Below are 26,166 nucleotides of genomic sequence, written 5' to 3'. Positions count from 1 at the left end.
GCCCATCGGTAGTGCTCCTTCCAACCGCTCACGCCCATAGCAAGAACGAGCGTCCATGTCTCGCGGCACGTTGGCGTACCGTCCCGGTGCCACCCTGCCGTGCGCGCCGCCAAAAAGGTGGCGCGTCCGGGACATTGGTGCCTGTGGTGTTTGACACCGGGCCGCCGCACAACGATCCGCCAGCCTACCGTCCGCCCGGCCGGTCGGGATCACGGGTGCGGACGACGGCCGCTCAGCAGGAAGGTAACGGCCCGTTCGCGCTCCGCCCAGGCCGCGGTGTCCAGCTCCACCGCCTGGAGCAGGGTGCACTCGACCGCGTACCCGCGCTCGGCGAGGACCCGGCCGACGGCCTCGGCCTCGTCCCGGGTGGCGGCGTGCGCGACGATCGCCTCGGGGCGGCGGTCGGCGCAGGCGGCGACGACGGGCGCGCCGCCCCCGCCGACGCGGACGACGTCGGGCTCGGGGAGGTCCTCCAGGACGACCGGCGCGGTGCCGTGGACGACCTGGAGCTGGACGCCGTAGTGGCGGGCGACGGCGGTGACGCGCGCGCAGGCGTCCGCGTCGCGGTCGACGGCGATGACGGCGGCGCCGAACCGGGCGGCCTCGACGGCGGCGGCACCGCTGCCGGTGCCGATGTCCCAGACGAGGTCGCCGACGCGGGGCCCGAGCCGGGCGAGTTGGGCGGCGCGCAGCTCGGCGCCCTCGCCCTCGCCGGGGGCGCTGCCGTAGGCGTCGGCGGGCAGGGCCCAGCCGCGCGGGCCGGGGAGCCGGCCGGGGTCGCGGCCGGCGATCCAGCCGCCGCCGGACCGGCCGGGCGCGCCGGCCGGGTCCTCCACGCCGGGGCCGCCGATGACGATGACGACGTTGGGGTCGCGCCAGGCGTGGTCGGCGACCTTGTCGGAGGTGAGCACGGTGACCCGCTCGCGGGCGGTGCCGAGCTGCTCGCAGATGACGAACGTGCGGTGCACCGGGCCGAGCAGCAGCGCCAGTTCGGCGGGGCCGGCGCCGGGCGAGGTGAGGACGCAGACCTTGGGGTGGGCGCGGCAGACGTTGACGGCGCGGCGCAGGTCGCGGCTATGGGCGACGACGACCTGGGCGTCGTCCCAGGGCATGCCGGCGCGGGCGAAGGCGGTGGCGACGGAGGAGACGGCGGGCACCACCTCGACCTCCAGGCCGTGTTCGGGGGCGCGCAGGGTGCGGACGACGCCGAAGAAGCCGGGGTCCCCGTCGGCGAGGACGACGGCGGTGCCGCGGTGCCGGGCGATGTGCCGGGCCGCCAGGTCGACGCTGCCCAGCCGCACACGTTCGGCGGAGGGCGGGATCTCGGGCAGCGCCAGGTGGTGCGCGGCTCCGGCGACGAGGGTGGCCGCGCCCACGGCGGAGCGGGCCGCGCCCGTCAGCGGTGAGCCGTCCCATCCGATCACCGTGACCCGGTCGGCCATCGTCGTCTGTCTCCTGAGGCTTGAGGCGGGCTTGTCCCGGGCCCTTGGCGCCCGCCGGTCGGCGGGCATGGTGAGAGTACCCCGGCAGGTCCGGACCACCGTCCGGCCGCGGGGCGCACAGGCGCGCGCGGGGGGGTCAGCGCCAGCTGTGGAAAGCGGCGGCGTAGCCGGTGGCGCCGGTCTGCGGTGCGCGCACCTCGTCCAGGTCCTCGGGGAGCAGGCTCCAGACGATGAGGTCGCTGCGGATGTCCGTCCAGCCGCCGTCCTCCGTGCGGCTGCGGGCTATCCAGGCGTTGCGCAGGACGCCCTCGCTGATGCAGCCGATCTTCTGGGCGACCTGCTGGGAGGCGGAGTTGTCGGCGGCGGTGCGCAGTTCGAGGCGTTCGAACTTCTGGTCGCGGAACAGCCAGCGGGCGACGGCCAGGACGGCCTCGCAGGCGTAGCCCTCGCCGCGGGCCCAGGGGGCGGTGGCGTAGGCGATCTCGGTGGAGAGGGTGCGCCAGTCGGTGCGGTGGAGGCGCACGGTGCCGACGAGGCGGTGGGTGAGGAACTCGGTGACCGCAAAGACGATTCCGCGTCCCGAGAGGCGTTCCGCGGGGGCGGTGCGCAAGGCCCAGTCGCGGGCGTCGGCGGTCGTGAAGGGGTGGGGGGCGGAGGTCCAGGCGGTGATGAGCTCGTCGTTCATCATCTCGGTGAGCGCGGGCACGTCCGTCGCGTCGAACGGGCGCAGCACCAGCCGGTCCGTACTGATGGAGATGTCCGGAAAGGTGGAAGTCATGCGCTGCTCCAACGCCGGGGGGCTGAATGGGCTCGGTACCGGTTCGGCGGTCGCGCCGGTCTCGGCCGCACCAGCATGCCCTATGACCTCGCGAGTGTGCCCAGCGCGGCGGCCCCGCACACGCGCGCGTGGCGTATGCGGGGCCTGCGGCCGCCGAGACGGCTGAGGTTACAAGGTGTCAGCTCTTGACGGCACCGAACGCCGGGATGACGGCGCCGTTGCTGAACTTCTCCTCGATGAACTTCTTGACCTCGTCGGAGTTGAGGAGCTTGGCGAGCTTGACGATGCGCGGGTCCTCCTCGTTGCCCTTCTTGACGGCGAGGAAGTTGGCGTAGGGGTTGCCGTCGGCCTTCTCCAGGGCGAGGGAGTCCTTGGACGGGTTGAGCTTGGCACTGATGGCGAAGTTGCCGTTGATGACCGCGGCGTCCACGTCGCCGAGGCGTGCGGGAATCTGGGCAGCCTCCAGCTCGACGAGCTTCACACCTTTGGCGTCCTTGACGTCCTCACGGGTGGCAGAGGACCCGATGCCGTCCTTGAGCTCGATGACCTTGTTGTCGGCCAGCAGCTTGAGGGCCCGGCCCTCGTTGGTGGCGTCGTTGGGCACAGCGATGGTGGAGCCCTCGCCGAGGTCGCTCACCTTCTTGACCTTCTTGGAGTAGAAGCCGAGCGGCTCGATCTCGACGTTGACGACCGGGACGATATCGGTCTTGTTCTTCTTGTTGAACTCGTCGAGGTAGGGCTTGTGCTGGAAGAAATTGCCGTCGACCTCGCCGTTCTGGGTGGCGGTGTTGGGCGCGTTGTAGTCGTTGAACTCCTTCACCTCCAGCTTCAGGCCGTTCTTCTCCGCGAGATGGTCGCGCACGAAGTTGAGGATGTCGCCGTGCGGGGTGGGGCTGGCCGCGATGAGGAGCTTGGCGGCGGGGTCGGCGTCCTTGCCCTTCTTGGTGGAGGACGCGGAGGAGTCGGAGGGGGCGCTGCAGGCGCTCAGGCCGAGGGTGAGCGCGGCGGCGGCCGCGAGGGCGGCGGAGAGCTTGACGGTGGTACGCACGAAGAGTGCCTTTCTTGTTCTCACGAGGTGTTGCCACCCGGCAAAGGGTCCGGGCTCGTGGTGTTTCCTCGGGGCCGTCACGGGCCCCGGCGGGTTCAGGGGGTTTCGACGGCCGCCTTGGGCTCGTCGGCGCTCCGCTGCGCGGGCACGGCGGCCTTCGCGGGGCGCAGGCGCCGCAGTCCGACGGGCGCGGCCTGGCGGCCGGTGCGGCGGGCGAGGCGGCGTACGGTCAGGTCGCCGGCGATCTGGACGACGGAGACGATGACGACGAGCAGCACGATGGTGATGTTCATCAGCTCGTGCTCCTGGCGCTGGTAGCCGTAGTTGATGGCGACCTGGCCGAGTCCGCCGCCGCCGACGGCGCCGGCCATCGCGGAGTAGCCGATGAGGGCGATGACGGTGGTGGTGAGGCCGGCGACCAGGGAGGCCAGGGCCTGCGGGAGCAGGACCTTGAAGATCACGGTCCAGGTGCCGCCGCCCATGGCCTGTACGGCCTCGATCAGTCCGTGGTCGACCTCGCGGAGCGAGGTCTCCACCAGCCGGGCGAAGAACGGGATGGCACCGACGGTGAGGGCCACGGCGGCGGCGCTGGGGCCGATGGAGGTGCCGATCACCGTGCGGCTGAAGGGGATCAGCCAGACGATCAGGATGATGAAGGGCACGGACCGGGCGATGTTGACGACGGTGCCGACGACCTTGTTGACCACGATGTTCTGCAGCAGGCCGCCGCGGTCGGTGAGGTAGAGCAGGACGCCCAGCGGCAGGCCGCCGATGACGGTCCACACGGCCGACCACCACACCATGAACAGGGTGTCGAGACAGCCGTCGCGCAGCAGGGGCTGCATCTCGTTCCAGGTCACTTGGCACCTTCCTTGAGGAGGGCGTGGGCGGTGGCCGCCTCGCCGGTGTGCACGGGCGCCACCTCGACCTGGAGACCCTGTTCGCGCAGGAAGCCGATGGGGACGACGTTCTCCTCGAAGCGGCCGGGCAGCTCGATGCGCATCCGGCCGACCTGCTTGCCGCCGACGGTGTCCATGGCGGCGCCCAGGATCGAGATGTCGATGTTGTACGTGCGCGACAGCTGCGAGATGACCGGCTGGGTGGCCGCGTCGCCGTGGAAGGTGACGTCCACGACGGTGCGGTCGGGGCCGGAGGGCTCGCCGCCGACGGGGAAGAGTTCGGCCGCCAGCTCGGAGCCGGGCTGGGCGAGGAGTTCGGCGACGGTGCCGGACTCCACCACGCGGCCGCCCTTCATCAGGGCCGCGGAGTCGCAGATGGTCTTGACGACCTCCATCTGGTGCGTGATGAGGAGGACGGTCAGGCCGAGCTGCTGGTTGAGGTCGCGCAGCAGCTGGAGGATCGAGCGGGTGGTCTCCGGGTCCAGCGCGGAGGTCGACTCGTCGGAGAGCAGCACCTTGGGGTCGCCGGCCAGGGCGCGGGCGATGCCGACGCGCTGCTTCTGGCCGCCGGAGAGCTGGCCCGGGTAGGCCTTGGCCTTGTCGGCGAGGCCGACGAGGTCGAGGAGTTCCAGGGCCTTGCGGGAGCGCTCCTTGCCGGAGAGCCCGAGGATCTCCAGCGGCAGCTCGACGTTGGACTGGACGGTCCGCGAGGACAGCAGGTTGAAGTGCTGGAAGATCATGCCGATGCTGCTGCGCGCCCGGCGGAGCTCGGCGCCGGCGCGCGGTCCCCGGCCGGCGAGCGCCGTGAGGTCCTGACCGGCGACGGTGACCGTGCCGGAGGTGGGTCGCTCCAGGAGGTTGACGCAGCGGATGAGGGTCGATTTGCCGGCGCCGCTCTGTCCGACGACGCCGTACACCTCGCCTTCGCGCACGTGCAGATCGACGCCGTCGAGGGCGATGACCTCGCGGCCGCGTGAGCGGTAGACCTTTGTCAGGCCCTTGGTGGTGATCACAGGGATTCCGTCACTGTCGAGTGCGCGGCAGTGGGGTGCCCGCGCACGGGAATTCATTGCGGAAACGCGGCATGGGATCCCCGGCGGGCGCCGGTACGGCGCGGCTCGGGGCTCCGGGTGTCGCGGAGGGAGGAGAGCGCGCCGTCCTTCTCCGGACGCGGGCTCTTCGGGTCTCGCTTCGGGGCGCGAGGCTCAGAACGGGGGCCCTCAGCGGTCACACATTCGACACATGCAACGAGCAGCACCGGGCGTTGTCATCGCCTCGGTCGCAAGAATGCGGGTGCTCGTCGTGGTCATGCGGCAAGTAAAACAGACGTGCGAGCGGATGAGTAAAGATTGTCCGAATAGTGGACATCGATGGCTGGAATGTGGACGGTCCGGCCCACGCGCCGCCCGGTTCCGGCCGCCGACTACAGTCGTCCCATGCTTGTCTCGTCCGCACGTGCCCGGGGGTCGCGGTGATCGACGCCTTGACGCTCGTGGTCGGTCTGACCGCCCTGGCGCTCGCCGTCTGGTGCGGTCACGCCTTCTACCGCGACCAGTCCACCAAGGACTGGCACTTCATCGGCATGGCCGTCGTCACCGTACTCGCCCTCGCGCAGCTGGTCATCGGCGTGGTGCAGCTGAGCCGCGGCGAGCGGCCGGCCAAGGGCACGGCCATCTTCGTCGCCTATCTGCTGGGCGCGGCGGCCTGCATTCCGGGCGCCGGCTTCGTGTCGCTGACCGAGCGGACCCGCTGGGGTTCGGCCACGGTGGCGGCCGGGGCGGTGGTGCTCGCCGTACTGCAGGTGCGGCTCTACGACATCTGGGGAGGGTGAGCGTGACCGAGTCCGTTGACCGCGGTGGCGGCCTGGGGCAGGGCCCGGGGCGGCTGTTGGTGTGGGTGTACGGGGTGTTCACGGTGGCGGCGGCGTCGCGGTCGATCGTGCAGATGGCTTTGCACTTCGGGCGGGCGCCGCTGGCGTATTCGTTGTCGGCCGTCGCGGCCGTCGTCTACGCGTTCATCACGTACTCGCTGGTGCGGGGTGGGGAGACGGCTCGGCGGGCGGCGTTGGTGTGCTGCGTGCTGGAGTTGGTGGGGGTGCTGACGGTTGGCACGTGGACGCTGGTTTCGCCGTCGGCGTTCCCCGATGCGACGGTGTGGTCGGACTTCGGCATGGGGTATTTGTTCATCCCCGTGATCCTGCCGGTGACGGCGATGGTGTGGTTGCGGAGGGCGGCGGGTACGGCGCGGTAGCCCGCGCCGGGGGTTTTGCCCCAGCCCCGCCCTTTCACCGTTTCCGCAGCAGCACGCTGCGCGCGCTGTCCTCAAACGCCGGACGGGCTGAATCCGCTGAAGGCGGGGCGCTCCGGGTCCAGGGCCGCCCGTCCCGCCACCGGCGACGACGCCTCCGCGAAGTGGCGGCGCGGGATCCTTCCCGCGCGGTGCGCCAGCCGCCCCGCCTCCACCGCGTGCCGCATCGCCTCCGCCATCAGCACCGGCTCCTGGGCCCGGGTCACCGCCGAGGCGAGCATCACCGCCGAGCAGCCCAGCTCCATCGCCTGTGCCGCGTCGGAGGCCGTGCCGGCGCCCGCGTCCAGGATCACCGGGACGCCCGCCCGCTCCGTGATGAGCTGGAAGTTGTGCGGGTTGCGGATGCCCAGGCCGGAGCCGATGGGCGAGCCCAGCGGCATGATCGCGGCACAGCCCGCGTCCTCCAGGCGGCGGGCCAGCACCGGGTCGTCGTTGGTGTAGGGGAGCACCGTGAAGCCGTCGTCCACCAGGATCTCGGCCGCGTCCAGCAGCTCTATCGGGTCGGGCAGCAGGGTCCGCTCGTCGGCGATCACCTCCAGCTTGACCCAGTCGGTGCCGAGCGCCTCCCGGGCCAGCCGCGCGGTGAGCACGGCCTCGCCGGCGGTGTAGCAGCCGGCTGTGTTGGGCAGCACCTGAATGCCGTGCCGCTCCAGGACCGAAAGTACGGAGCCGCGCACCGCCGGGTCGAGCCGGCGCATCGCGACCGTGGTCAGCTCGGTGCCGGAGGCCAGCAGCGCCCGCTCCAGCACGTCCAGGCTGGGCGCCCCGCCCGTGCCCATGATCAGCCGGGAGGTGAAGGCGGTCCCGGCGATGGTGAGGACGTCGTCGGCCATCGTTCAGCCCCCCTGCACGGCGGTGAGGACCTCGACGCGGTCGCCCTCGCCGAGCTCGGTGGCGGCCCACTGCCCGCGCGGGACGACGTTCTCGTTGACGGCGGCGGCGACTCCGCCGCGCGCGCCGGTGAGTTCGGCCACCAGCGCGGCCAGGGTGGTGCCGCGCGCGACGGCGCGCCGCTCCCCGTTGACGGAGACGGAAAGAGTGAGGCTCATGGTGCCGGTCATGCGGACTGCTCCTGGAGGGAGTGGGAGAAGCGCAGGGGGGAGAAGGGACGGGCCTCCGCGGGCGGCCGCCCGCTGGTGAGCACCTCGGCCATGACGTCCCCGGTGAGCGGCGTCAGCAGGACGCCGTTGCGGTGGTGGCCGGTGGCGACGTGCAGACCGGGCAGGGCGGTCGGGCCGAGCAGCGGCGCGTTGTCCGGCGAGCCGGGGCGCAGCCCGGCCGAGGTCTCGACGAGCGGCAGCTCGGTGATGCCGGGCACCAGCTCGTGCGCGTCGCGCAGCAGCTCGTAGACCCCGCCCGCGGTCACGGTGGTGTCCCAGCCGAGCTCCTCCGTCGTCGCGCCGACGACCAGTTCGCCGTTCTCGCGCGGCACCAGGTAGACCTGCCCGCCGCGCACCACCGCCCGCACGGTGCGGGAGAGGAAGGGGCGGTACGCGTCCGGGACGCGCAGCCGCAGTATCTGGCCCTTGACCGGCCGGACCGGAGGCAGCACCTCCTGGGGCAGCCCGGCCAGCCGGCCGCTGAAGCTGCCCGCCGCGAGTACGGTCTGGCCCGCCGTCAGCCGGGTGCCGTCGGCGAGCTCCGCGCCGGTGACCCGGTCCCCGGCGCGCAGGATCCGCACGGCCTCGGCGTGGTGGAAGGCCACCCCGGCCCGCTCACAGGCCGTCAGCAGCGCCGCGGCCAGCCGCCGGGGGTCGGTCTGGTGGTCGCCGTCCACCCGCAGCCCGCCCTGGACCCCGGGCGCCAGCATCGGCTCCAGGCGGCGGCACTCGCGCCCGGTCAGCCACTGCGCGTCCAGGCCGCAGCGCTGCTGGAGGAGGTGCAGCTCGCGCAGGTGCGCACGGTCGTCGGCGTCGAGGGCGACGGCCAGCGTGCCGCAGGCGCGGTAGCCGGTCTCCCGCCCGCTCGCCTCCTCCAGTTCGGCGGTGAAGCGCGGATAGCGGCGCGCCGAGGCCAGGTTGAGGGCGAGCAGCTCCTGCTCGCCGTGGTGCAGTTCGGTGACGGGGGCCAGCATTCCGGCCGCCGCCCGCGCGGCGCCGCCGCCGGGTGCCGGGTCGGCGACCGCGGTGGCCAGGCCGCGCTGGGCCGCCCGCCAGGCCGTGACCAGACCGATGACACCGCCGCCGACCACGAGGACGTCGGGGACGTCGGTGGCGCTGGTGCGAGTAGACGCGTGCATGGGCGTCCAGCCCCTCCCTTCGCCGGCATGACCCGGATCAGGTTCGTACGGTCGGAGGCCGTCCAGCCTCCCTCTCAGCCCGGTCCGTCCGGGCTCCCGCGAGTGCTTGTGCACCGGCCACACTAGCTGATGGCGTGTCGGGGGTCACCGTCGCGGACCCCGGCGGGAGGCGGCCGGCCGACCTACAGTGATCGGGTGAGTGAGTGGACGAACACCCGCAGCGGCTCCGCCCCGGGAGACTTCGGCGTCGTCATCGTCGGCGCCGGAATGGCCGGGGTGCAGACCGCCGTCGCCCTGCGCGAACAGGGCCGGCACGGCCGCATCCGGCTGCTGGGCGCCGAGCCCCATCCCCCGTACGACCGGCCGCCCCTCTCCAAGGCCGTGCTGCTCGGCAAGGCGGAGGGCTCCGCCTTCGAGGTCGACTTCGCGTCCCTGGACATCGAGGTCGAGCTCGGCGTCGAGGCCACCGGGCTGCGGGCCGCCGACCACCAACTGGACACCATGCGCGGCCCGGTGGACTACGACGTGCTCGTCATCGCCACCGGCGCCGAGCCCGTCCGGCTGCCCGGCAGCGAGGACGTGCCCGGCGTGCACCTGCTGCGCACCCTGGACGACGCGCAGCGGCTGCGCCCGCTGCTGGTCGAGCAGCGCGAGATCGTCGCCGTCGGGGCCGGCTGGATCGGCGCGGAACTCGCGACCGCCGCGCGGGAGGCGGGGTGCGAGGTGACGGTCGTCGAGGCCGCGGACCGCCCGCTGGCCGGCGCGGTCCCGGCGGAGGTGGCCGCGCACATGGCCGGCTGGTACGCCGACGCCGGCGCCCGGCTGCTCACCGGGGCGCGGGTGGCGGCGCTGGAGGAGGGCGCGGTCGTGCTGGCCGACGGGACGCGGCTGCCCGCCGACGCGATCGTCGTCGGCATCGGCGCGCGGCCGGCGACCGGCTGGCTGACCGGCTCGGGGGCCGAGCTCGCGCCCGACCGCTCCATCGTCACCGACGAGCGGCTGCGGACGTCCCTGCCCGACGTCTACGCGGTCGGCGACTGCGCGTCCTTCCCGTCCGCCCGCTATGGGGAGCGGCTCCTCGTCCACCACTGGGACAACGCGCTCCAGGGGCCGAAGACGGTGGCCGCGAACATCGTCCACGGGGAGGGCGTGGAGGAGGGCGAGGGCGTCTACGACCCGGTCCCCTACTTCTGGTCCGAACAGTTCGGCCGCTTCGTGCAGTACGCCGGGCACCACTCCGCCGCGGATGAGCTGGTCTGGCGCGGGGATCCGGCCGGGGCGGCGTGGACGGTGTGCTGGCTGCGGGGCGGTGTGCTGGTGGCGCTGCTGGCGGTGGGGCGCCCGCGGGATCTTGCGCAGGGGCGGAAGCTGATCGAGCGGGGGGCGGTGCTGGATCGGGGGAAGGTGGCGGATGCCGGGGTTCCGTTGAAGTCGGCGGTGGTGTGAGGTCTGCCCCAGGCCCGCCCTTTCACCATTTCTTCCGGGGCTCTGCCCCGGGGCCCGGTGCGCGGCTGCGCCGCGCGGGGGTGCGGGGGGGTGGCCCCCCGCGCCCCCGTTAGGGGGGGCCCCCCCGGGCCCCCAACCCGGGGGGGGGGGGGGGGTGCGCCACCCGCGGGGTGGCGGGGTTCGCGGCTCCGCCGCTCGTCCTCGAACTCCCCGGAGGGGGCAACCCCCAGACGGGCTGATTCGGCGCGCCAATCCAGCCCGTCTGGGGGTTGCCCCCTCCGGGGAGTTCGAGGACTGGGGGTGCCCCCTCCGGGGGAGGGCCGGGGAAAACCCCCTTCCACCATGGCGATCCGCTGTGCCATACTCCCCGCAGGTCACGAGCGACAGCGATACGGCCCCGGCCCGCTGTCCGGCAACCCTCCGTCCGTGGCGGGGTGCCCCGGGTGATGACCGGGTCGCAGGCAGCGAGGTCTGCGGCAAGCGCGGATCCCTCCACCAGGGATCCTGGTCGTCGAGGGAGACCTTCCGTGATGCAGCGAATGCGCTAGGGCCCAGGGCCCCTTCTCCGCACGTTCATCCTTCACGCGCCCCACGGGAGTTCGCCATGCCTGCAACCGTCGAGACCATCAGTGCCCCCCTCCCCGTCCTCGGCCACGACGTCCGCGTCCCCCTCGTCACCGGCGGCGAAGTCCCGTACGCCGCCCTCGACTACGCGGCCAGCGCCCCCGCCCTGCAGCGGGTGTGGGACGACGTCGCCGCCTACGCGCCGTACTACGGCAGCGTGCACCGCGGCGCGGGTCACCTGTCGCAGCTGTCCACCGACCTGTTCGAGAACAGCCGGGCCACCGTCGCGGAGTTCCTCGGCTGCCGCCCGGGCGACGACGTGGTGTTCACCCGCTCGACGACCGATTCGCTCAACCTCCTCGCGGCCGTACTCCCGCCCGGCACAAGGGTGTTCGCGTTCGAGAGCGAGCACCACGCCGCGCTGCTGCCCTGGGGGCGTCGCGCGGATACTGCCGTGACCTGGCTGGACGCGCCCCGCAGCCCGGGGCAGGCGGTCGATGCCCTGGAGCGGGCGCTTGCCGCCCGGGATCCGCACGGGCCCGCCCTCGTCTGTGTGACGGGCGCGTCGAACGTGACCGGAGAGCTGTGGCCCGTAAGGGAGTTGGCGGCGGCCGCGCACGCGCACGGGGCGCGGATCGTCCTCGACGCCGCGCAGCTCGTGCCGCACCAGGCGGTGGACGTGGCCGAACTGGACGTGGACTGGGTGGCCTTCTCCGGGCACAAGCTGTACGCGCCGTTCGGCGCCGGCGTGCTGGCCGGGCGCGCGGACTGGCTGCGCCGGGCCGAGCCGTACCTGGCCGGCGGCGGCGCCACGCGCCGGGTGACGCGCGGCGCGGCGGGCGAGCCGGTGGTGGAGTGGCACGACACCGTGGCCCGGCACGAGGCCGGTTCGCCCAATGTGATCGGTGCCTACGCCATCGCCTCCGCCTGCCGGGCGCTGACCGCGGCCGGCTTCGAGCGGCTGGCCGGTCGGGAGCAGGCGCTGCTGGGCCGGCTGCGCGCGGGGCTCGCGGAGGTGCCGGGGGTGCGGGTGGTGTCGCTGTTCGGCGACGAGGCGCCGCGCGTGGGCGTGGTGTCCTTCGTCGTGGACGGGTGGAACAGCTCGCACTTCGCGGCGGCGCTGTCCGCCGAGTACGGGATCGGGGTGCGCGACGGGCTCTTCTGCGCCCATCCGCTGGTGCGGGCGCTGCTCGCGGAGAACGGCGGCACCGCGGGCGAGTGCGGGGCGGCGGACGAGGCGCCGGCGGCGAGCGCGATCCGGGTCAGCTTCGGGGTGGGGACGCCCGAGGAGCATGTCGACCGCTTCGTCCGGGCGGCCCGGGAGCTGGCGACGGACGGCGCGCGGTGGACGTACCGTACGGAAGGCGGACGTTGCGTGCCGGAGAAGCCGGCGGACCGGCCGGTGGCCTAGCTGTCGAGGCCGATCGCGAACGCCGCCTCCAGGTCGTGCTGCGAGTACGTGCGGAACGCGATGTGCGTCTCCGTCGAGGCCACGCCGGGGATCTTGCTGATCCGGCCCGGGATGACGTCCGCCAGGTCGTCGTGGCGGGCCACCCGCACCATCGCGATCAGGTCGTAGGCGCCGGTGACGGAGAAGACCTCGCTGACGCCCTCCAGGGCCGCGATCCGCTCGGCGATCTCGGGGATGCGGTCCACGTCCGTCTTGATGAGCACGATCGAGGTGATCACGTCGTTCTGTCTCCTTCGGTGGACCCGGCGTCGTCCTTCACTCTAACCGGACGCCGTCCGCTCACCCATGCGAAGCCGAAGCCGAGGGCGAAGCCCAGGACGTGGGCCAGATAGGCCACCCCCGGCCGGTCGCCCGCGGCGCCGGCGCCCGGCCACTGGAGCGCGAACCAGAACAGCAGCACCGCCCAGGCCGGGAAGCGCAGCGGCAGGAAGAAGAGGAAGGGGAAGAGGCTGGTGACCCTGGCCCGGGGGAAGAGATGGAGGAACGCGCCGAGCACTCCGGAGATGGCCCCGGAGGCGCCCACGAGGGACTGGCCGGAGTGCGGGTGCGCCGCCGCGTAGCCGAGCAGGGCCAGGTAGCCGGTGACCAAGTAGCACAGGGCGAAGGAGAGGCGGCCCAGCCGTTCCTCGGCCATCGCCCCGAAGACGTGGAGGAAGAGCATGTTGCCCAGCAGATGCAGCCAGTTGCCGTGGACGAACAGCGCGGTCAGCGGGGTGAGCAGCGCCGCGGGAGGGGAGTGCCACAGCTCGTCCGGGACCACGCCCCAGCGCTCGAAGTAGGAGGTCTGCGCGGCGAGCAGCTCGCCGCCGGTGCCGTACGCCGGGTCGAGGCCGGAGGCGGGGCCGAGGAGGAAGAGCGCGCAGCAGGCGGCGATCAGGGTGCGGGTGACCCAGGGCCGGCGGCCGGCCGGATCCCGTCGCGCTTGCCTTACGATCATGTCCAGATCATGGCGTACCGGGACAAGCCGTACGCAGTGCCCCGCCGGGCGGCCCGGCGCGCACCGGCTCCGGCCCGCCGCGGGACCGGCAGGCCGTAGGGTTACGACAAAGGCCACACCTCCGGAGGACGGACGACATCATGGGCGTTCCCCTGCCGACCGCCGCGACGCGGTGGCGCTGCACTCTGTGCGGAAACCTCACACGGTTCGACGTGACGCGCACGGTCAAGGCCGTGGAATATGTCCACCTCGATCTCGCGGGAGAACCCACTGTGGAGGAGCGGGACGTGGTCAGTGAGACGATCGAGTCCGTGCGTTGCCGTTGGTGCAACGCGACCGACCGGATCGAAGTGGTGGACAGGCCGGATACGAGCGGCTGAGGAACGGGAGCGACGCAGCGGTGGTGGAGCACACGGACGACGAGGGGACGGCCGGTGAGGACGGTCGGGCCGAGGACGTCAGCGAGGTGCTCGACCGCCCGTTGCCGGAGGGGATCCGGCGCCGGGTCATCGGCCTGGTGGCCGAGGCGTTCGGCGGGCTGACCCTCTCCGAACTCCCGCCGCAGCTGCGGCAGTACGCCCGTTTCACCCCCGTTCGCCGGGCCCGGTTCGCGGGCAACGCGATGGCGGCCGCCGTCGAGGGCGACCCCGCCTTCCGGCAGCGGATCTCCGCCCGGCTGCGCGAGGGCGGCTCCGAGCTGGCCCAGGCCGTGGAGGCCGGGTCGCCGCCGGCCGCCGCCGACCCGGAGGACGTGGCGGCGATGGCCTTCGTGCTGCGCCCGCCGGGCTGGGTCAAGCTCGTCACCGCGGCCGGCGAGGAGGCCCAGCGGGCCGGCGCCGAGCGGGCCGGCGAGGAGGCCCGGCGCGAACTGGGCAGGCTGCGCGGGGAACTGGAGCAGGCGCGCGGCGACGCGCGCGCGGAGTCCGAGCGCTTCCGCGCGGACCTGGACGCGGCCCGCAAGGAGGGCGAGACCCTCCAGCGCAAGCTGCGCAGCGCGCAGAGCGACGTACGGCGCGGCGAGGCCGCGCTGCGCAAGCTCCAGGGCGAGCTGGAGGCGCTGCGCCAGTCGTCCGCGGCCGAACTGGCGGCGGCGCTGGGCGAGACGCGGCGGACCAAGGCCCGCCTCGCGGAGGCCGAGGCGGCGCTGGAGGCGAGCCGCCGGGCGGTGCGCGAGGGACGCAGCGTGGAGGACATGCGGCTGCGGCTGCTGCTGGACACGGTGCTGGACGCCGCCCAGGGGCTGCGCCGCGAACTGGCCCTGCCGCCCGCCTCGGTGCACCCCGCGGACCTGGTGGACGCCGTGCAGCCGGGGCAGATGACGCCCAAGGACATCGCGGCGCGCGCCCTGTCGGAGACCGACCCGGCGCTGCTCGACCAACTGCTGGCGCTGCCGCAGGCGCACCTGGTGGTGGACGGCTACAACGTCACCAAGACCGGCTATCCGACGATGCCGTTGGACAAGCAGCGGCTGCGGCTGCTGGGCGGGCTGGCGATGCTGGCCGCGCAGACCGGCGCCGAGATGACGTGCGTCTTCGACGGCGCGGAGCTGGCCGCGCCGGTGCTGCTGGCGCCGCCGCGCGGGGTACGGGTGCTGTTCAGCAAGCCGGGCGTCACGGCGGACGAGCTGATCCGCCAGCTGGTGCGGGCGGAGCCGCCGGGCCGGCCGGTGGTGGTGGTCTCCACGGACCGCGAGGTGGCGGACGGGGTCGCCAAGGCGGGGGCGCGGCCGGTCGCATCGGCCTTGCTGCTCAAGCGACTTGCGCGCACCTGAGAGGTGTCCGGGAGGTATCGTCGTGTCAGAAGTTCGTTACGGCTTGTGTTTCCCCCGGTGCTGCATTTTCCCGGGGGACAACCCCCGGACCCCCGGCCGGAACCGCAGGCCCAAGGGGGCACGCCGGACCGGCAATGCGAGGCAAACCCTGGTAAAGGATGGGGCGGCCGGGGGAGAATTTCCGCAAGGGGATTTGAACCGATCATGTGAGGGTCACTAAGGTCGGTCCTCGAACCTTCACCCGGCGATCATCCATTCGGGATGACGGTGAAGTTCCCGCCGGGCCCGGCCATCGCGAGCGCGGGCGGCGGCCGAGGAATCGAAGGAGCTCGACTCCGTGGCGTCCCACCGTCGTCCCAAGCAGCCGAGCCGCACTCGGGTGACCGTCCTCACCGCGACCGCCGCCGCTGCCGTCGCCCTCTCCGCCCAGGCGGCCCACGCCGATCCCGGCGCCAAGCCCACCAAGAGCGAGGCCAAGGAGAAGGTCGACAAGTTCTACGAGGAGGCCGAGCAGGCCACCGAGAAGTTCAACGGGGCCAAGCAGAAGCAGGAGAAGCTGGAGAAGGAGGTCGGCGAGCTCCAGGACCGCGTCGCCCGCGGCCAGGAGGACGTCAACAAGCTGCGCGACGGCCTCGGTTCGGTGGCCACCGCCCAGTACCGCTCCGGCTCCGTGGACCCCTCGCTCCAACTGCTGCTCTCCTCCGACCCGGACAGCTACCTTCAGAGGGCGTCCACCCTCAACCAGGTCAGCGCCAAGCAGGCGGAGACCCTCAAGCAGATATCCGTCAAGCAGCGCGTCCTCAAGCAGCAGCGCGAGGAGGCCGCCGGCAAGCTCGCCGACCTGGAGGCCACGCGCAAGGCGCTCGGCGAGCAGAAGTCCGCGGTGCAGGGCAAGCTGGCCGAGGCCCGCGACGTCCTCAACCAGCTCACCGAGAAGGAGCGCGCGGAGCTGGAGGCCCAGGAGAAGGCCGAGGCCGCCAAGTCCGCGGCCGAGGCCAAGGAGCAGGCCAAGGACGACTCCTCCGCCCAGGAGGGCTCGTCCAAGAGCGGGGACAGCGGCTCCTCCTCGTCCTCCGGCAAGCACGTGCCCGCCTCGGGCCGCGCCGGCGCCGCGCTCAACGCCGCCGCCTCCAAGATCGGTTCGCCGTACGTGTGGGGCGCGACCGGCCCGAGCTCCTTCGACTGCTCCGGCCTGACCTCCTGGGCGTACGCGCAGGCGGGCGTCACCCTGGACCGCACCTCCCAGGCCCAGGCCAACAACGGCACCCGCATCTACGACCAGAGCCAGCTCCAGCCCGGCGACCTGGTGATCTTCTACGGCGACCAGCACCACGTCGGCCTCTACGCCGGCAACGGCCAGGTCCTGCACGCCCCGCGCACCGGCACCGTGGTCCGCTACGAGGCGATGAGCAACATGCCGTTCCAGTTCGGCGTGCGCGTCGGCTGACGTCCCCCGCCGCCCGCGCCCATCCGCCCGTTCGGGCGAATCGGGTCGCCCCCGCGGCGACTTGCGGGGACGTGACGCCCCGCCCATGACCTGCGTCTTGGGCGGGGCGTCCGGCGTACCGGGGCCCGGCGCCGCCGCGAGGTCTTTGAACCGGGGGTGAACGCGCCGCTACTGTCTGCCGCGCGGTGCCCCGGCCAGCGATCGCCCGTCCGGGCGCGAGGGGCCCGCGCAGTGAAGGGAGTACGGCAGCACGTGGCGTCCCATCGCCGGCCCGCACACCCCGGTTGCAACCGGACCGTCCGGGTCACCGTCCTGTCCGCCGCCGTGGCCACCGCGGCGGCCGCCCTCTCGGCGGCACCCGCCAGCGCCCGTCCCGGGCCCGCCGGCGACGCCACCGGGACGGTCAAGGAGCAGATCGACCGGCTCTACGAACAGGCCGAGCGGGCCACCGAGAAGTTCAACGCCGCCGACGAACGGGCCGGCGCCCTGCGGCGGAAGGTCGAACAGGCCGCCGACCGGGTCGCCCGCGGCCAGGAGAAGGTCAACGCGATGCGCACCGCCCTCGGCATGGTCGCCTCCGCCCAGTACCGCGCCGGAGCGGTGGACCCGGCCCTGCGGCTGCTCCTCTCCTCCGACCCCGAGCGCTACCTCGACCGGGCCTCCGTCCTCGACCGCGTCACGGGCCGTCAGGCCGGGCAGCTGCACGCCCTGCTGGCCGCCCAGCGGGCCCTGACCCAGGAGCGGGCCGAGGCCGGCCGCACCCTCGCCGAGCTGGAGGAGGGCCGCAGGGCCGTCGCGCGGCACAAGCGCGAGGTCGAGGGCAAGCTCGCCGCGGCGCGCCGGCTGCTCAACTCCCTGCCGGACCAGGAACGGCAGGACTACGCCCGCGCCTCGCGCTCCGGCGGCGGGGCGGAGCGCCCCGGCTCCCTGCCGCCGCTCTCCCGGCTCGCCGCCTCGCTCCCGGGCGGCGGCGATGCCGCCGCGGCCGTCGGCGCCTCGTCCTCGCGCGGCGCCGCCGCGGCGATGGCCGCCCGCTCGGCGGTCGGCACGCCCTACGCCTGGGGGGCGACCGGCCCGTCCGCCTTCGACTGCTCCGGGCTGATGCAGTGGGCCTACGGGCGGGCCGGGGTGGGCCTGCCGCGCACCTCGCAGGCCCAGCGCAACGCGGGCCGGCACGTCTCGCTCTCCGACGCCAGGCCCGGGGACCTGGTCATCTACCGGGACGACGCGAGCCACGTGGGCATGTACGTGGGCAACGGGCAGGTCGTGCACGCCCCCTACCCCGGGGCACGGGTGCGCTACGACCCCGCCAACATGATGCCGATCTCCTCCATCACCCGGCCGTGAGCGTGCTTCCGCGGCCCTGACCGCCGCCCGGTCACCGGCATCCGGCCGGCCGGCTCGTACGATGCATGGCCATGGACGGCCGCACGCGGTGGATCGGGCGCCGGGCGGTGTGCCGCCTGGCCGCTCTGCTGCTTGTGCTCCAGGCCGCCCTGGCCGGCTGTGAGACCGTCGGTCCCGACGGCGGCGGCCGGGCCGATTCCGTTGCCGTGCAGCAGTTGCTGGACCGCTGGGCGGCGGCCGTCCGCGGGCACGACGAGCGGGCCTACGCCGACGCCGTGGACCCCGCCCCGGAGGCGGGGGCCTACCGCGACCGGCGGCGGCAGGTCTACGAGAACCTCGCGGACGTCCCGTTCGCCTCCTGGGACTACCGGGTGGCGCGCCTGGGCGGCTTCGCCCCCGCCGCCGGGTCCGGCCACCGGGTGGCCGTCGAGGCCCGACTCCGCTACCGCCTCGCCGGGTACGACGCGGCGCCGGTCACCGTGCCCGTGCGGCTGACCGCGGTGCGGCGGGACGGACGGTGGTACGTGGCCGGCGACGACACGGCGTCCGGCGACCGGCAGCTGTGGGAGCAGGGCCGGGTCACGGTGGTGCGGGGCGCCCACGGCCTCGTCCTGGGGGCGGGGCAGCAGGCGGACCTGCTGCGGTCCGTGGCCGCGCTCGTGGACGCGGCGGTGCCGGCGGTGGGCGCGGCCTGGAAGGACGGCCCCTTCGACCGGGTCGTGGTCGAGATGCCCGCCTCGCTGGAGCGGATGGGCGCCCTGCTCGGGGCGCCGGCCTCCGACTACCGGGGCATCGCGGCCGTCACCACCGGGGACGGGACCGGGACGCCCGCGCGGATCGTGGTCAACCCCGAGGCGTACGGGGCGCTCGGGGACTTCGGCCGGCGGACCGTGCTCACGCACGAGGCCACGCACGTCGCGACGCGGGACAGTACGCCGCGGGCGATGCCGATGTGGCTCTCGGAGGGGTTCGCGGACTGGGTCGCGTACCGGGGTTCCCGGCGTACGCCGCGTCAGGTCGCCCCGGAGCTCGCCCGCTCGGTCGCCTCCTCGGGGGCGCCCAGGGGGCTGCCCGCGGACGCGGACTTCGGCTTCACGGGGGAGCCGGGGCGGCTGGCGCGGGCGTACGAAGGGGGATGGCTGGCGTGCCGGATGGTGGCGGAGCGGTGGGGGGAGGGGCGGTTGGTCGACTTCTACCGGGCGGTTGGTGCGAAGAGGGGTTCTGTGGAGCGGGGGCTGAGCGATGTGCTCGGGGTGAGCGTTCAGGAGTTCACGGAGCGGTGGCGGGCGTATGCGGGGAAGGTACTGCGGGGGTAGCCGCTTCGCGGGAGTTGTGCCCCGGACCCTCCCCCGGAGGGGGCACCCCCGCTTTCGCCGTTTCTTCGCGCTCCGCGCGGGTGTCCTCGGACGCCGGACGGGCTGGATCGCGTGCTCGGGCGGGGTAATCGGCCCGTCCGGCGTCCGAGGACAAAGCGGTGGAGCCGCTTTGCGGGGTCCGGGGCGGAGCCCCGGTTCCGGGAAGGGGCGGGGTGGGGGAGAGAAACGCCCTAACGGGACGCCAGCTGCGACGCCCGCTCCGTCGGAGGATCCGGCTCGCCCGCCCGCGGGGGCACCGGCACCGTCGCCCGCCACAGGCGGCGGCACGCCACCACCGTCGCCGTCACCAGCAGCGCGTTGCGCAGCGTCAGCGTCGCCACGCCCAGCTTGTCGCTGGCGACCACGTGCGAGAACCACGTCGGGAACTCCAGCTGCGTCAGCGCCGCGACCACGAGCACCAGCGTCACCGGCAGGCCCGCCTGCCGGGACGCCCGGGCCGACGCGCACACCGCCGCCAGCCCGATCAGCCACACCATGTACTGCGGGCTGATCACCCGGCTCGTCGTGGTGAACAGGAGCACCGCCGCGAACGCCGCGTCCGACGGGGTGCACGGCGTGAACGTCCGCGCCTTCAGCCGCCACAGCAGCAGCCAGCCGAACGCCAGCAGGCTCAGCCCCAGCGCCAGCGCGCTGACCGCGTGCACATGGCGGCCGAGGAACTCCACCGAGCCGTAGTGCAGCCGGGCCTGCCCATGCCAGCCGAAGTGCCGGCCGAGGTGGAAGACCAGCGAGCCCAGGGACTCGACCTCCGTGCCCCGGTCGCGCTGGAAGGTCAGGAAGGCCAGCGCCCCGGGCATGGCCGCCGCGAACAGCATCGCCAGCACCACCGCCGTGACCAGGGCCGAGCTCCACGCGGACCGGGTGCGCAGGCCGCGTTCCACCCCGATGAGCAGCAGCATGGGCCAGACCTTGAGCAGCGTGCCGAAGCCGGCGAGGGCCCCGGCCGCGCGCGGGCGGCGGCCCAGGGCCAGCAGCGTCGCGACCCCGACGGCGGTCACCATCACGTCGTACCGGGCGTAGACGATCGGCCCGAGCAGCGGCACCCCGGCCACCCACACCCACCCGCCGCGCAGGCTGCGCCGCCCGTCCCGGGCCGCGTACAGCAGCAGCGCGAGGACCGCGGCGTCCGCCGCGAAGCACACCAGGAAGAACGCCGCCGCGTAGTGCAGGAACGGCAGCAGGCCGGGGGCGAGTACCGCGAGCGCGGCGGCGGGCGGGTACTGCCAGGTCACGTCGTCGTAGGGGAAGACTCCGGTGCGCAGGACGCCGTACCAGCCCTGGTAGATCACCTCGATGTCGACGGAGACGTCGGACCCCGGCATGTCGATCACACCGAACACGCACAGCAGCAGGAAGGCGCGGGTGACGGCCCACGTCGCGATCAGATTCCGCATCGTCCACCTCGTCCGGTCAGGGGCGTCGCTCGCCGTACGTGCACCGTCACGGAAGGCATGATGCCTGGGAGGCGGGCCGGTACGCGGTGACGTGGCGGGGCACGGGCCCGGTTGCCGCCCGATCGCCGTCCGGGGGCACGGGGTACTGTCGGCGGCGATGCACAAGACCCTGATCGTCACCAACGACTTCCCGCCGCGCCCGGGCGGCATCCAGGCCTTCCTGCACAACATGGCGCTGCGCCTGGACCCGGAGCGGGTCGTCGTCTACGCCTCCACCTGGAAGCGGAGCGAGGAGGGCGTCCGGGCCACCGCCCGCTTCGACGCCGAGCAGCCGTTCCGCGTGGTGCGCGACCGTACGACGATGCTGCTGCCCACCCCGCGGGTGACCCGGCGCGCGGTGGGGCTGCTGCGCGAACACGGCTGCTCCTCCGTCTGGTTCGGGGCCGCGGCGCCGCTGGGGCTGATGGCCCCGGCGCTGCGCGCGGCCGGGGCGCGGCGGATCGTCGCCACGACGCACGGCCACGAGGCGGGCTGGGCCCAGCTGCCCGGCGCGCGGCAGTTGCTGCGCCGCATCGGCGAGGGCACGGACACGATCACCTATCTGGGGGAGTACACCCGCTCCCGCATCGCGACCGCCCTGACGGGCGAGGCGGCGGGCCGGATGGTCCAACTGCCGCCCGGCGTCGACGAGAAGACCTTCCATCCCGGCTCGGGCGGGGACGAGATCCGGGCCCGGCTGGGCCTGACGGACCGGCCGGTGGTCGTCTGCGTCTCCCGGCTCGTCCCGCGCAAGGGACAGGACACGCTGATCCGGGCCATGCCGGCGGTGCTGTCCCGGGTGCCGGACGCGGTGCTGCTGATCGTCGGGGGCGGGCCGTACGCGGCCGGCCTGCGGCGGCTGGCGGCGGAGACGGGCGTCGCGGACGCGGTCCGCTTCACCGGACCGGTGGAGTGGGAGGAGCTCCCGGCCCACTACGGCGCCGGCGACGTCTTCGCGATGCCGTGCCGGACGCGGCGGGGCGGGCTGGACGTGGAGGGCCTGGGGATCGTGTACCTGGAGGCGTCGGCGACGGGGTTGCCGGTGGTGGCGGGGGATTCGGGCGGGGCGCCGGATGCGGTGCTGGAGGGGGAGACGGGGTTTGTCGTGCGCGGCGGTTCCGCCGGGGAGTCGGCGGACCGGCTTGTCGAGCTGCTCCTCGACGCGGAGTTGCGGCGTCGGATGGGTGCGCGGGGGCGTGAGTGGGTGGAGGAGCGGTGGCGGTGGGATTTGTTGGCGGAGCGGTTGGAGGGGTTGCTGTAGGGGGAGTTGAGCCCCGGCCCCGCCCTTTCTCCCCCAGAGGGGGTGCCCCCAGTTTCTCGCCGCGCTCCGCGCGGTTTGTCCTCAAACGCCGGACGGGCTGTTTCAGCCCGTCCGGCGTTTGAGGACTTCGCCCGAAGGGCGAATGGGGTCCGGGGTCTCCCCGGGAAACGGTGAAAGGGCGGGGCTGGGGCAAAACCCCCGGCGGTCAGCCCGCCGCCGTCACATACGCCCGCTCCGCCACCGCCTTCTCCAGCGTGATCAGCTTGATCGGACCGGCCTCCGCCGAGCCCGTCCGCGCATAACCTCTCCCCCGGCACAGCCGCAAGGCGACCTCGCTGCGGCGGCCGACGGAGAGCCGGAAGCGGCGGGCCGCGTGGTCGGCGGCCAGGCGGTCCTCGAGCGCGGCCAGCAGCCGGCCCCCCAGGCCGTGCCGCCGCAGGCGCGGGTGCACGATGAGCGCCGCGAGCGTCGCGACGCCGTCCCCGTCGACGGAGGCGCGGACCGAGCCGACGACCTCGTCCCCGAGCCGGGCCACCAGTACGCATCCGGCGGCCAGTTCGGCCCGCAGCGCGGCCAGGCTCTGGGTCAGCGGTGCGATGGAGTAGTCGCCGTAGAGCTCCGCCTCCCCCTGGTAGCAGAGGTACTGGAGCTTGAGGATCTGTTCGGCGTCGTCCTCGCCCGCCGTCGCGATGGTCACGCTCATGCCCATGTGCGCATGCCTCCCCTGGTCGCCTTCCGTGGCGCGTGTTGCCCAACGGCCCAACGGGCCTAACGCTCCTTTCCCCCGGGGTCAGGAAGCGCAATCGCCGCCGTGAGCATTCTGCGCAGGCATCCCAGGCAACGGGAACGGATGGGCCCCAGAGATCCTTGTGAGATACCCAACTCCCCTGCGATTTCGCGGTAGGTCGGGTCGCCGGCGGACAACAGCGCCCGCATCAGGCCGGGACAGCGGCCGGGCAGCCGCCGCACCGCGGCGCGCAGTTCGCGCCCCGACTCGGCGGCCAGCACGGCCCGTTCGACCCCGGACTCCGAGGCCGCGGCCGGGTCGGCCGGCTCGTCGGCCACCGGGTCGTAGGGCACCTCGCGCCGGGTGTGCCGGCGCGCGGCGCGGGCCTCGGCCCGTACCGCGGCGCGCAACCGCCGCCCCCGGTCCCGCTCCCCCGGGGCGGCACAGGCCGCGGCCGCGCCCTCGCTCAGCAGCCGGACCCACACGGCCTGTTCGAGGTCGGCCGCGTCCACGCCGGCCGCCGGCGCCTCCGCGGCGCATTCCGCGGCCAGCAGCGGACGCAGCGAGGTGAGGAGGTCGTTCGGTGTCATGCCCGGCGGGACGTGGGCCCGTGATCCGCCGGTTGCCGACCCGGAGGGGCATCACCCGTCCGTGTCGGCCACCTTCGTGGGCTGACCGGTCAGCCCTTGCGTCCCGCCAGGAACGCGTCCCGCGCCAGTGCCGCGGTATCACAGTTGTCGGAGAAGATGCCGTCGATCCCGGTGGCGAAGTACGTCTTGAAGGCGGCGAAGGCGTCGCCGTACGCGCCGGGGTCGGTGCCACGCCGGAAGTCGGCGGGCAGGAAGTTGTTCTCGTTGCGCATGGTGTACGGGTGGAGGATCAGCCCGGCGGCGTGGGCGTCGCGCACCAGCGTGGTGGGCTTGGTGAGCCGGCCGTCCTTGTCCCTCGGGATGATCGTGTCGAGCCAGGGGCCGATGCCGTCGGCGAAGCCGGCGACCCACTTGAGGCCCTTGGGCGTGATCAGGTCGGCGGTGGTGCGCGGGTCCTTGGCCTCGACGAAGTCCCAGGGGCGGACCGGCAGGTCGTCCAGGAGCAGGATCTTGGGGCCTCCGACGCCGAGGCGGCCCAGCCGCTGGAGGCTGCTCGGCTCGAAGGACTGCAGGAAGGTGTGGCCGTCGCGGCCGGCCCGTCCGTACCGGCGCAGCAGCTTGGCCAGCCGCTCCTCCAGGCCCAGGCCCAGCTTGCGGAAGTAGGTGGGGTGCTTGGTCTCGATGTGCAGCCAGATGCGCCGGCCCCGCTTGCGGCCCTGCTGGTCGGCCCACTTGAGGACCTCTTCGAAGGTGGGCACGGACCAGCGGCCGTCGTAGAGGGTGTTGTGCCGGCGGACCTGCGGCAGGCGCTCCTTGGCGCGCAGGGTCTTCAGCTCGGCGAGGGTGAAGTCCTCGGTGAACCAGCCGGTGTGGGCCTCGCCGTCCACGGTCTTGGTGGTCTTGCGGGAGGCGAACTCGGGGCGGGAGGCGACGTCGGTGGTACCGGTGATGTCGTTCTCGTGGCGGCAGACGAGGTGGCCGTCCTTGGTGGGGACGACGTCCTGCTCGATGACGTCCGCGCCGTTGTCCAGGGCGAACTGGTAGGAGCCGAGGGTGTGTTCGGGGCGGTAGCCGCTGGCGCCGCGGTGGCCGATGACGGTGGGCACCGGCAGGTCGCGGAGGTGACCGCCGTGGCCGCGCCGGCCCGTGGCGGAGGTGGCCGCCGGGGCTGCCGCCGCCGTACCGGCGCCGCCGAGGGCGACGGCCCCCGCGCCGAGGGCGGCCGCCGCCCCCAGCACCATCCGTCTGCCCGGCCGCTGCTCCTGCTGCATGTGATGTCGCTCCTTGTGCTGTGGAACCGGTGTGGGCGGTTCCTGTTCGGACGCGCAGATCGTAGGTGCGTCCGTCTTTCGTACAGAAGGCTTCGCTCGAAACGGAGTGAAAACTCACGTCAACACTGCGTATCGAGTCGGTTAACCCGGTGTGCGGGGCTCTCGTACCCGCGAGTATCGTCCTCAAGCGCCACCCGGCCCGACCGTCCAGACCACGACCCGGAGGATCCGTTGTCCCGCATCCTGCTCAAGGCGTTCCTCGGACTGCTCATGCGCGTCCTGTACCGCCCCACGGTCGAGGGCATGGAGCGCATTCCCGGCAACGGGCCGGTCATCCTCGCCGGGAACCACGTCACGTTCATCGACTCGCTCTTCCTCGCGCTCGTGGTCAAACGGCAGGTGTTCTTCATCGGCAAGGACGAGTACGTCACGGGCAAGGGGCTCAAGGGGCGGCTGATGGCCTGGTTCTTCGGGGCGTCCGGGATGATCCCGGTCGACCGGGACGGCGGGCACGGCGGCGTCGCGGCCCTGATGACGGGCCGCCGGGTGCTGGACGAGGGCAACATCTTCGCCATCTACCCCGAGGGCACCCGCTCCCCCGACGGCCGGCTGTACCGCGGCCGCACCGGCATCGCCCGCCTCGCGCTGATGACGGGCGCGCCCGTGGTCCCGTTCGCGATGGTCGGCACCGACAAGGTGCAGCCGTCCGGCAAGGGCCTGCCGCGCATCGCGCCGGTGACGGTGCGCTTCGGCGAGCGGCTGGACTTCTCCCGTTACGAGGGCATGGACCGCGACCGCTATGTGCTGCGCGCCGTCACCGACGAGGTGATGAGCCAGGTGATGCGGCTGTCGGGCCAGGAGTACGTGGACGTCTACGCCACCAAGGCGCGGGAGTCCAAGGCCGCCTGACGCCGGCGAGCCTCCTCAGGTATCACGCCCCGCCGAAGCACCGCGGCTGGAAGCCCGGGTCGGCGGGGCCTTTGCGTCCCAGGGCGTTGAGGACCCACTGGTGGACGACCGGGTCCTTGGTGGCCTGGTCGTGCATGAACAGGTCGAGCGGGCACTTGTCCTGGAGCACGACGTTGGTCAGGCGCTCCTTCGGGCCGGTCAGCAGGGCGCTGGTGTAGGGGATGACGACCTCGTCGTACCGGGTGGTGATGACGGTGTAGTCCGGCCCGGCCGGGGTCTCCTCGCCCTCGTTGAGCTTCTTCAGCAGGTCGGAACCGGCGCGCTGGTCGAGGCAGGACGGGCAGATGGTGTAGCCGGCCGCGATGGCCAGCGGGTTCTTGGTGCCGTGGTTGGAGGGGACGATGCCGACGAGGTCGTCCACCTTGTCGGCGCCGCCGAGGAACTTGACGTAGTAGCGGGGGAGCATGCCGCCCTGGCTGTGGCCGACGATGTCGACCTTGGCCGCGCCGGTCGCGCCGCGCACCGCCTCGACGAAGTCGCGCAGTTCGGCCGCCGACTTCGGGACGGTGTCGGTCTCCAGGTTGCCGTAGTTGAGGGCGAAGACGCAGTAGCCCTTCTCCTTCAGCTTCGGGGAGAGCTTGGACCAGTTCTCGGCCATCAGCTTGAAGGTGCCGTTGACCAGCACGACCGGTTCGGGGTGGGCCGAATCGGGCTTGCAGGACCAGTCGTTGGCGCCCTTGGGCGGGATGTCGAGGACCGAGGCGGAGGCCGGTGCCGCCGATATGCCGGTGAAGGTGACGGCGGCGGTGGCCGCGGCGGCGAGCAGCATTCTGATTTTGGCGCGCAGACGCATCGGGGGGGTCCTTCCGCACGAGGAATCTCGAACCGTGTTCGGCAATACCG

The 26,166-nt window shown here is 73.4% G+C and carries 26 protein-coding genes and 2 riboswitches; of the genes, 11 read left to right on the top strand and 15 right to left on the bottom strand.

Annotated features, from left to right (window positions below):
- Positions 1–209: 209 nt before the first annotated feature.
- The 5 genes from cbiE to I5Q34_RS21395 form a co-directional block, all read right to left on the bottom strand.
- Positions 210–1,442 (bottom strand): precorrin-6y C5,15-methyltransferase (decarboxylating) subunit CbiE, encoded by a 1,233-nt coding sequence (gene cbiE / locus I5Q34_RS21415; protein ID WP_199893921.1) that lies wholly within the window; start codon positions 1,440–1,442, stop codon positions 210–212.
- A 136-nt stretch (positions 1,443–1,578) separates the two neighbouring features.
- Positions 1,579–2,220 carry a GNAT family N-acetyltransferase gene (locus tag I5Q34_RS21410; protein WP_199893920.1) on the bottom strand — a complete coding sequence of 214 codons (642 nt, stop codon included), beginning with the start codon at positions 2,218–2,220 and terminating at the stop codon, positions 1,579–1,581.
- A gap of 178 nt (positions 2,221–2,398) precedes the next feature.
- Positions 2,399–3,268 (bottom strand): MetQ/NlpA family ABC transporter substrate-binding protein, encoded by an 870-nt coding sequence (locus I5Q34_RS21405; RefSeq protein ID WP_199893919.1) that lies wholly within the window; start codon positions 3,266–3,268, stop codon positions 2,399–2,401.
- Between the two features lie 95 nt (positions 3,269–3,363).
- A complete protein-coding gene (locus I5Q34_RS21400) occupies positions 3,364–4,128 on the bottom strand; it encodes a methionine ABC transporter permease (protein WP_199893918.1) in 765 nt (254 codons plus the stop codon).
- Positions 4,125–5,180, bottom strand: a complete 1,056-nt coding sequence (locus I5Q34_RS21395) for a methionine ABC transporter ATP-binding protein (RefSeq protein WP_277965384.1) — start codon at positions 5,178–5,180, stop codon at positions 4,125–4,127. Before I5Q34_RS21395 ends, I5Q34_RS21400 begins: the two co-directional genes overlap by 4 nt.
- 458 nt (positions 5,181–5,638) lie before the next feature.
- Here I5Q34_RS21395 and I5Q34_RS21390 point away from each other — a divergent pair, with 458 nt between their 5' ends.
- Together I5Q34_RS21390 and I5Q34_RS21385 are read left to right on the top strand one after the other, a co-directional pair.
- A complete protein-coding gene (locus I5Q34_RS21390) occupies positions 5,639–5,998 on the top strand; it encodes a hypothetical protein (RefSeq protein ID WP_199894304.1) in 360 nt (119 codons plus the stop codon).
- A gap of 2 nt (positions 5,999–6,000) precedes the next feature.
- Complete coding sequence (locus I5Q34_RS21385; RefSeq protein WP_277965383.1) at positions 6,001–6,417, top strand: hypothetical protein; 417 nt, start codon at positions 6,001–6,003, stop codon at positions 6,415–6,417.
- Positions 6,418–6,488: 71 nt separating this feature from the next.
- Here the strand turns inward: I5Q34_RS21385 and I5Q34_RS21380 are convergent, their stop codons facing one another.
- The 3 genes from I5Q34_RS21380 to thiO all read right to left on the bottom strand — a co-directional run bounded on the left by I5Q34_RS21380 (position 6,489) and on the right by thiO (position 8,713).
- A complete protein-coding gene (locus I5Q34_RS21380) occupies positions 6,489–7,307 on the bottom strand; it encodes a thiazole synthase (protein ID WP_199893916.1) in 819 nt (272 codons plus the stop codon).
- A gap of 3 nt (positions 7,308–7,310) precedes the next feature.
- Positions 7,311–7,535: a sulfur carrier protein ThiS gene (thiS, locus tag I5Q34_RS21375; RefSeq protein ID WP_199893915.1), complete on the bottom strand. Its 225-nt coding sequence runs from the start codon at positions 7,533–7,535 to the stop codon at positions 7,311–7,313.
- A complete protein-coding gene (gene thiO, locus I5Q34_RS21370; protein WP_199893914.1) occupies positions 7,532–8,713 on the bottom strand; it encodes a glycine oxidase ThiO in 1,182 nt (393 codons plus the stop codon). The genes thiS and thiO overlap by 4 nt, the downstream gene beginning before the upstream one ends.
- Positions 8,711–8,823, bottom strand: a riboswitch (TPP riboswitch). Its footprint overlaps the gene before it by 3 nt.
- A 157-nt stretch (positions 8,824–8,980) precedes the next feature.
- Between thiO and I5Q34_RS21365 the strand changes: the two genes are divergently transcribed.
- Positions 8,981–10,159, top strand: coding sequence for an NAD(P)/FAD-dependent oxidoreductase (locus tag I5Q34_RS21365; protein ID WP_234429335.1), 1,179 nt, complete (start codon positions 8,981–8,983; stop codon positions 10,157–10,159).
- Between the two features lie 372 nt (positions 10,160–10,531).
- Positions 10,532–10,648, top strand: a riboswitch (SAM riboswitch).
- A gap of 115 nt (positions 10,649–10,763) precedes the next feature.
- The gene (locus I5Q34_RS21360; RefSeq protein WP_199893912.1) at positions 10,764–12,134 is read left to right on the top strand and encodes an aminotransferase class V-fold PLP-dependent enzyme; all 1,371 of its coding nucleotides are present in this window, start codon (positions 10,764–10,766) and stop codon (positions 12,132–12,134) included.
- On the opposite strand, the gene I5Q34_RS21355 is transcribed toward I5Q34_RS21360, so the two are convergent.
- Positions 12,131–12,412 (bottom strand): Lrp/AsnC family transcriptional regulator, encoded by a 282-nt coding sequence (locus I5Q34_RS21355; protein WP_049715502.1) that lies wholly within the window; start codon positions 12,410–12,412, stop codon positions 12,131–12,133. The genes I5Q34_RS21360 and I5Q34_RS21355 overlap by 4 nt on opposite strands.
- Positions 12,409–13,131 carry a rhomboid family intramembrane serine protease gene (locus I5Q34_RS21350; RefSeq protein WP_199893911.1) on the bottom strand — a complete coding sequence of 241 codons (723 nt, stop codon included), beginning with the start codon at positions 13,129–13,131 and terminating at the stop codon, positions 12,409–12,411. Before I5Q34_RS21350 ends, I5Q34_RS21355 begins: the two co-directional genes overlap by 4 nt.
- 140 nt (positions 13,132–13,271) lie before the next feature.
- Here I5Q34_RS21350 and I5Q34_RS21345 point away from each other — a divergent pair, with 140 nt between their 5' ends.
- The 5 genes from I5Q34_RS21345 to I5Q34_RS21325 all read left to right on the top strand — a co-directional run bounded on the left by I5Q34_RS21345 (position 13,272) and on the right by I5Q34_RS21325 (position 19,012).
- On the top strand, positions 13,272–13,511 hold the full coding sequence (locus tag I5Q34_RS21345) for a hypothetical protein (protein ID WP_199893910.1): 240 nt from the start codon (positions 13,272–13,274) through the stop codon (positions 13,509–13,511).
- 20 nt (positions 13,512–13,531) lie between these two features.
- Positions 13,532–14,902 (top strand): NYN domain-containing protein, encoded by a 1,371-nt coding sequence (locus tag I5Q34_RS21340; RefSeq protein WP_199893909.1) that lies wholly within the window; start codon positions 13,532–13,534, stop codon positions 14,900–14,902.
- Between the two features lie 337 nt (positions 14,903–15,239).
- A complete protein-coding gene (locus I5Q34_RS21335; RefSeq protein ID WP_199893908.1) occupies positions 15,240–16,349 on the top strand; it encodes a C40 family peptidase in 1,110 nt (369 codons plus the stop codon).
- 252 nt (positions 16,350–16,601) lie between these two features.
- Complete coding sequence (locus I5Q34_RS21330) at positions 16,602–17,696, top strand: NlpC/P60 family protein (RefSeq protein ID WP_199893907.1); 1,095 nt, start codon at positions 16,602–16,604, stop codon at positions 17,694–17,696.
- A gap of 71 nt (positions 17,697–17,767) precedes the next feature.
- Complete coding sequence (locus I5Q34_RS21325; protein WP_234429184.1) at positions 17,768–19,012, top strand: basic secretory family protein; 1,245 nt, start codon at positions 17,768–17,770, stop codon at positions 19,010–19,012.
- A 230-nt stretch (positions 19,013–19,242) separates the two neighbouring features.
- Here the strand turns inward: I5Q34_RS21325 and I5Q34_RS21320 are convergent, their stop codons facing one another.
- Positions 19,243–20,466, bottom strand: coding sequence for a glycosyltransferase 87 family protein (locus tag I5Q34_RS21320; RefSeq protein ID WP_199893905.1), 1,224 nt, complete (start codon positions 20,464–20,466; stop codon positions 19,243–19,245).
- Positions 20,467–20,623: 157 nt separating this feature from the next.
- Between I5Q34_RS21320 and I5Q34_RS21315 the strand changes: the two genes are divergently transcribed.
- The gene (locus I5Q34_RS21315) at positions 20,624–21,766 is read left to right on the top strand and encodes a glycosyltransferase family 4 protein (protein WP_199893904.1); all 1,143 of its coding nucleotides are present in this window, start codon (positions 20,624–20,626) and stop codon (positions 21,764–21,766) included.
- Positions 21,767–21,971: 205 nt separating this feature from the next.
- Here the strand turns inward: I5Q34_RS21315 and I5Q34_RS21310 are convergent, their stop codons facing one another.
- From I5Q34_RS21310 to I5Q34_RS21300, 3 genes are all read right to left on the bottom strand, one after another.
- Positions 21,972–22,475 (bottom strand): GNAT family N-acetyltransferase, encoded by a 504-nt coding sequence (locus I5Q34_RS21310; RefSeq protein ID WP_199893903.1) that lies wholly within the window; start codon positions 22,473–22,475, stop codon positions 21,972–21,974.
- A gap of 59 nt (positions 22,476–22,534) precedes the next feature.
- Positions 22,535–23,083, bottom strand: coding sequence for an RNA polymerase sigma factor (locus tag I5Q34_RS21305; RefSeq protein WP_199893902.1), 549 nt, complete (start codon positions 23,081–23,083; stop codon positions 22,535–22,537).
- Between the two features lie 89 nt (positions 23,084–23,172).
- Positions 23,173–24,354 carry a glycerophosphodiester phosphodiesterase gene (locus I5Q34_RS21300; protein WP_199893901.1) on the bottom strand — a complete coding sequence of 394 codons (1,182 nt, stop codon included), beginning with the start codon at positions 24,352–24,354 and terminating at the stop codon, positions 23,173–23,175.
- Positions 24,355–24,585: 231 nt separating this feature from the next.
- Here I5Q34_RS21300 and I5Q34_RS21295 point away from each other — a divergent pair, with 231 nt between their 5' ends.
- The gene (locus I5Q34_RS21295; protein WP_199893900.1) at positions 24,586–25,263 is read left to right on the top strand and encodes a 1-acyl-sn-glycerol-3-phosphate acyltransferase; all 678 of its coding nucleotides are present in this window, start codon (positions 24,586–24,588) and stop codon (positions 25,261–25,263) included.
- Between the two features lie 22 nt (positions 25,264–25,285).
- Here the strand turns inward: I5Q34_RS21295 and I5Q34_RS21290 are convergent, their stop codons facing one another.
- Positions 25,286–26,116 (bottom strand): alpha/beta fold hydrolase, encoded by an 831-nt coding sequence (locus I5Q34_RS21290; RefSeq protein ID WP_199893899.1) that lies wholly within the window; start codon positions 26,114–26,116, stop codon positions 25,286–25,288.
- Between the last annotated feature and the right edge of the window lie 50 nt (positions 26,117–26,166).

Source organism: Streptomyces sp. AV19 (assembly GCF_015999245.1).
Lineage (GTDB): Bacteria > Actinomycetota > Actinomycetes > Streptomycetales > Streptomycetaceae > Streptomyces.
Note: the sequence above shows the minus strand (reverse complement) of the source record. Positions and strands in the feature narration are given on the sequence as shown.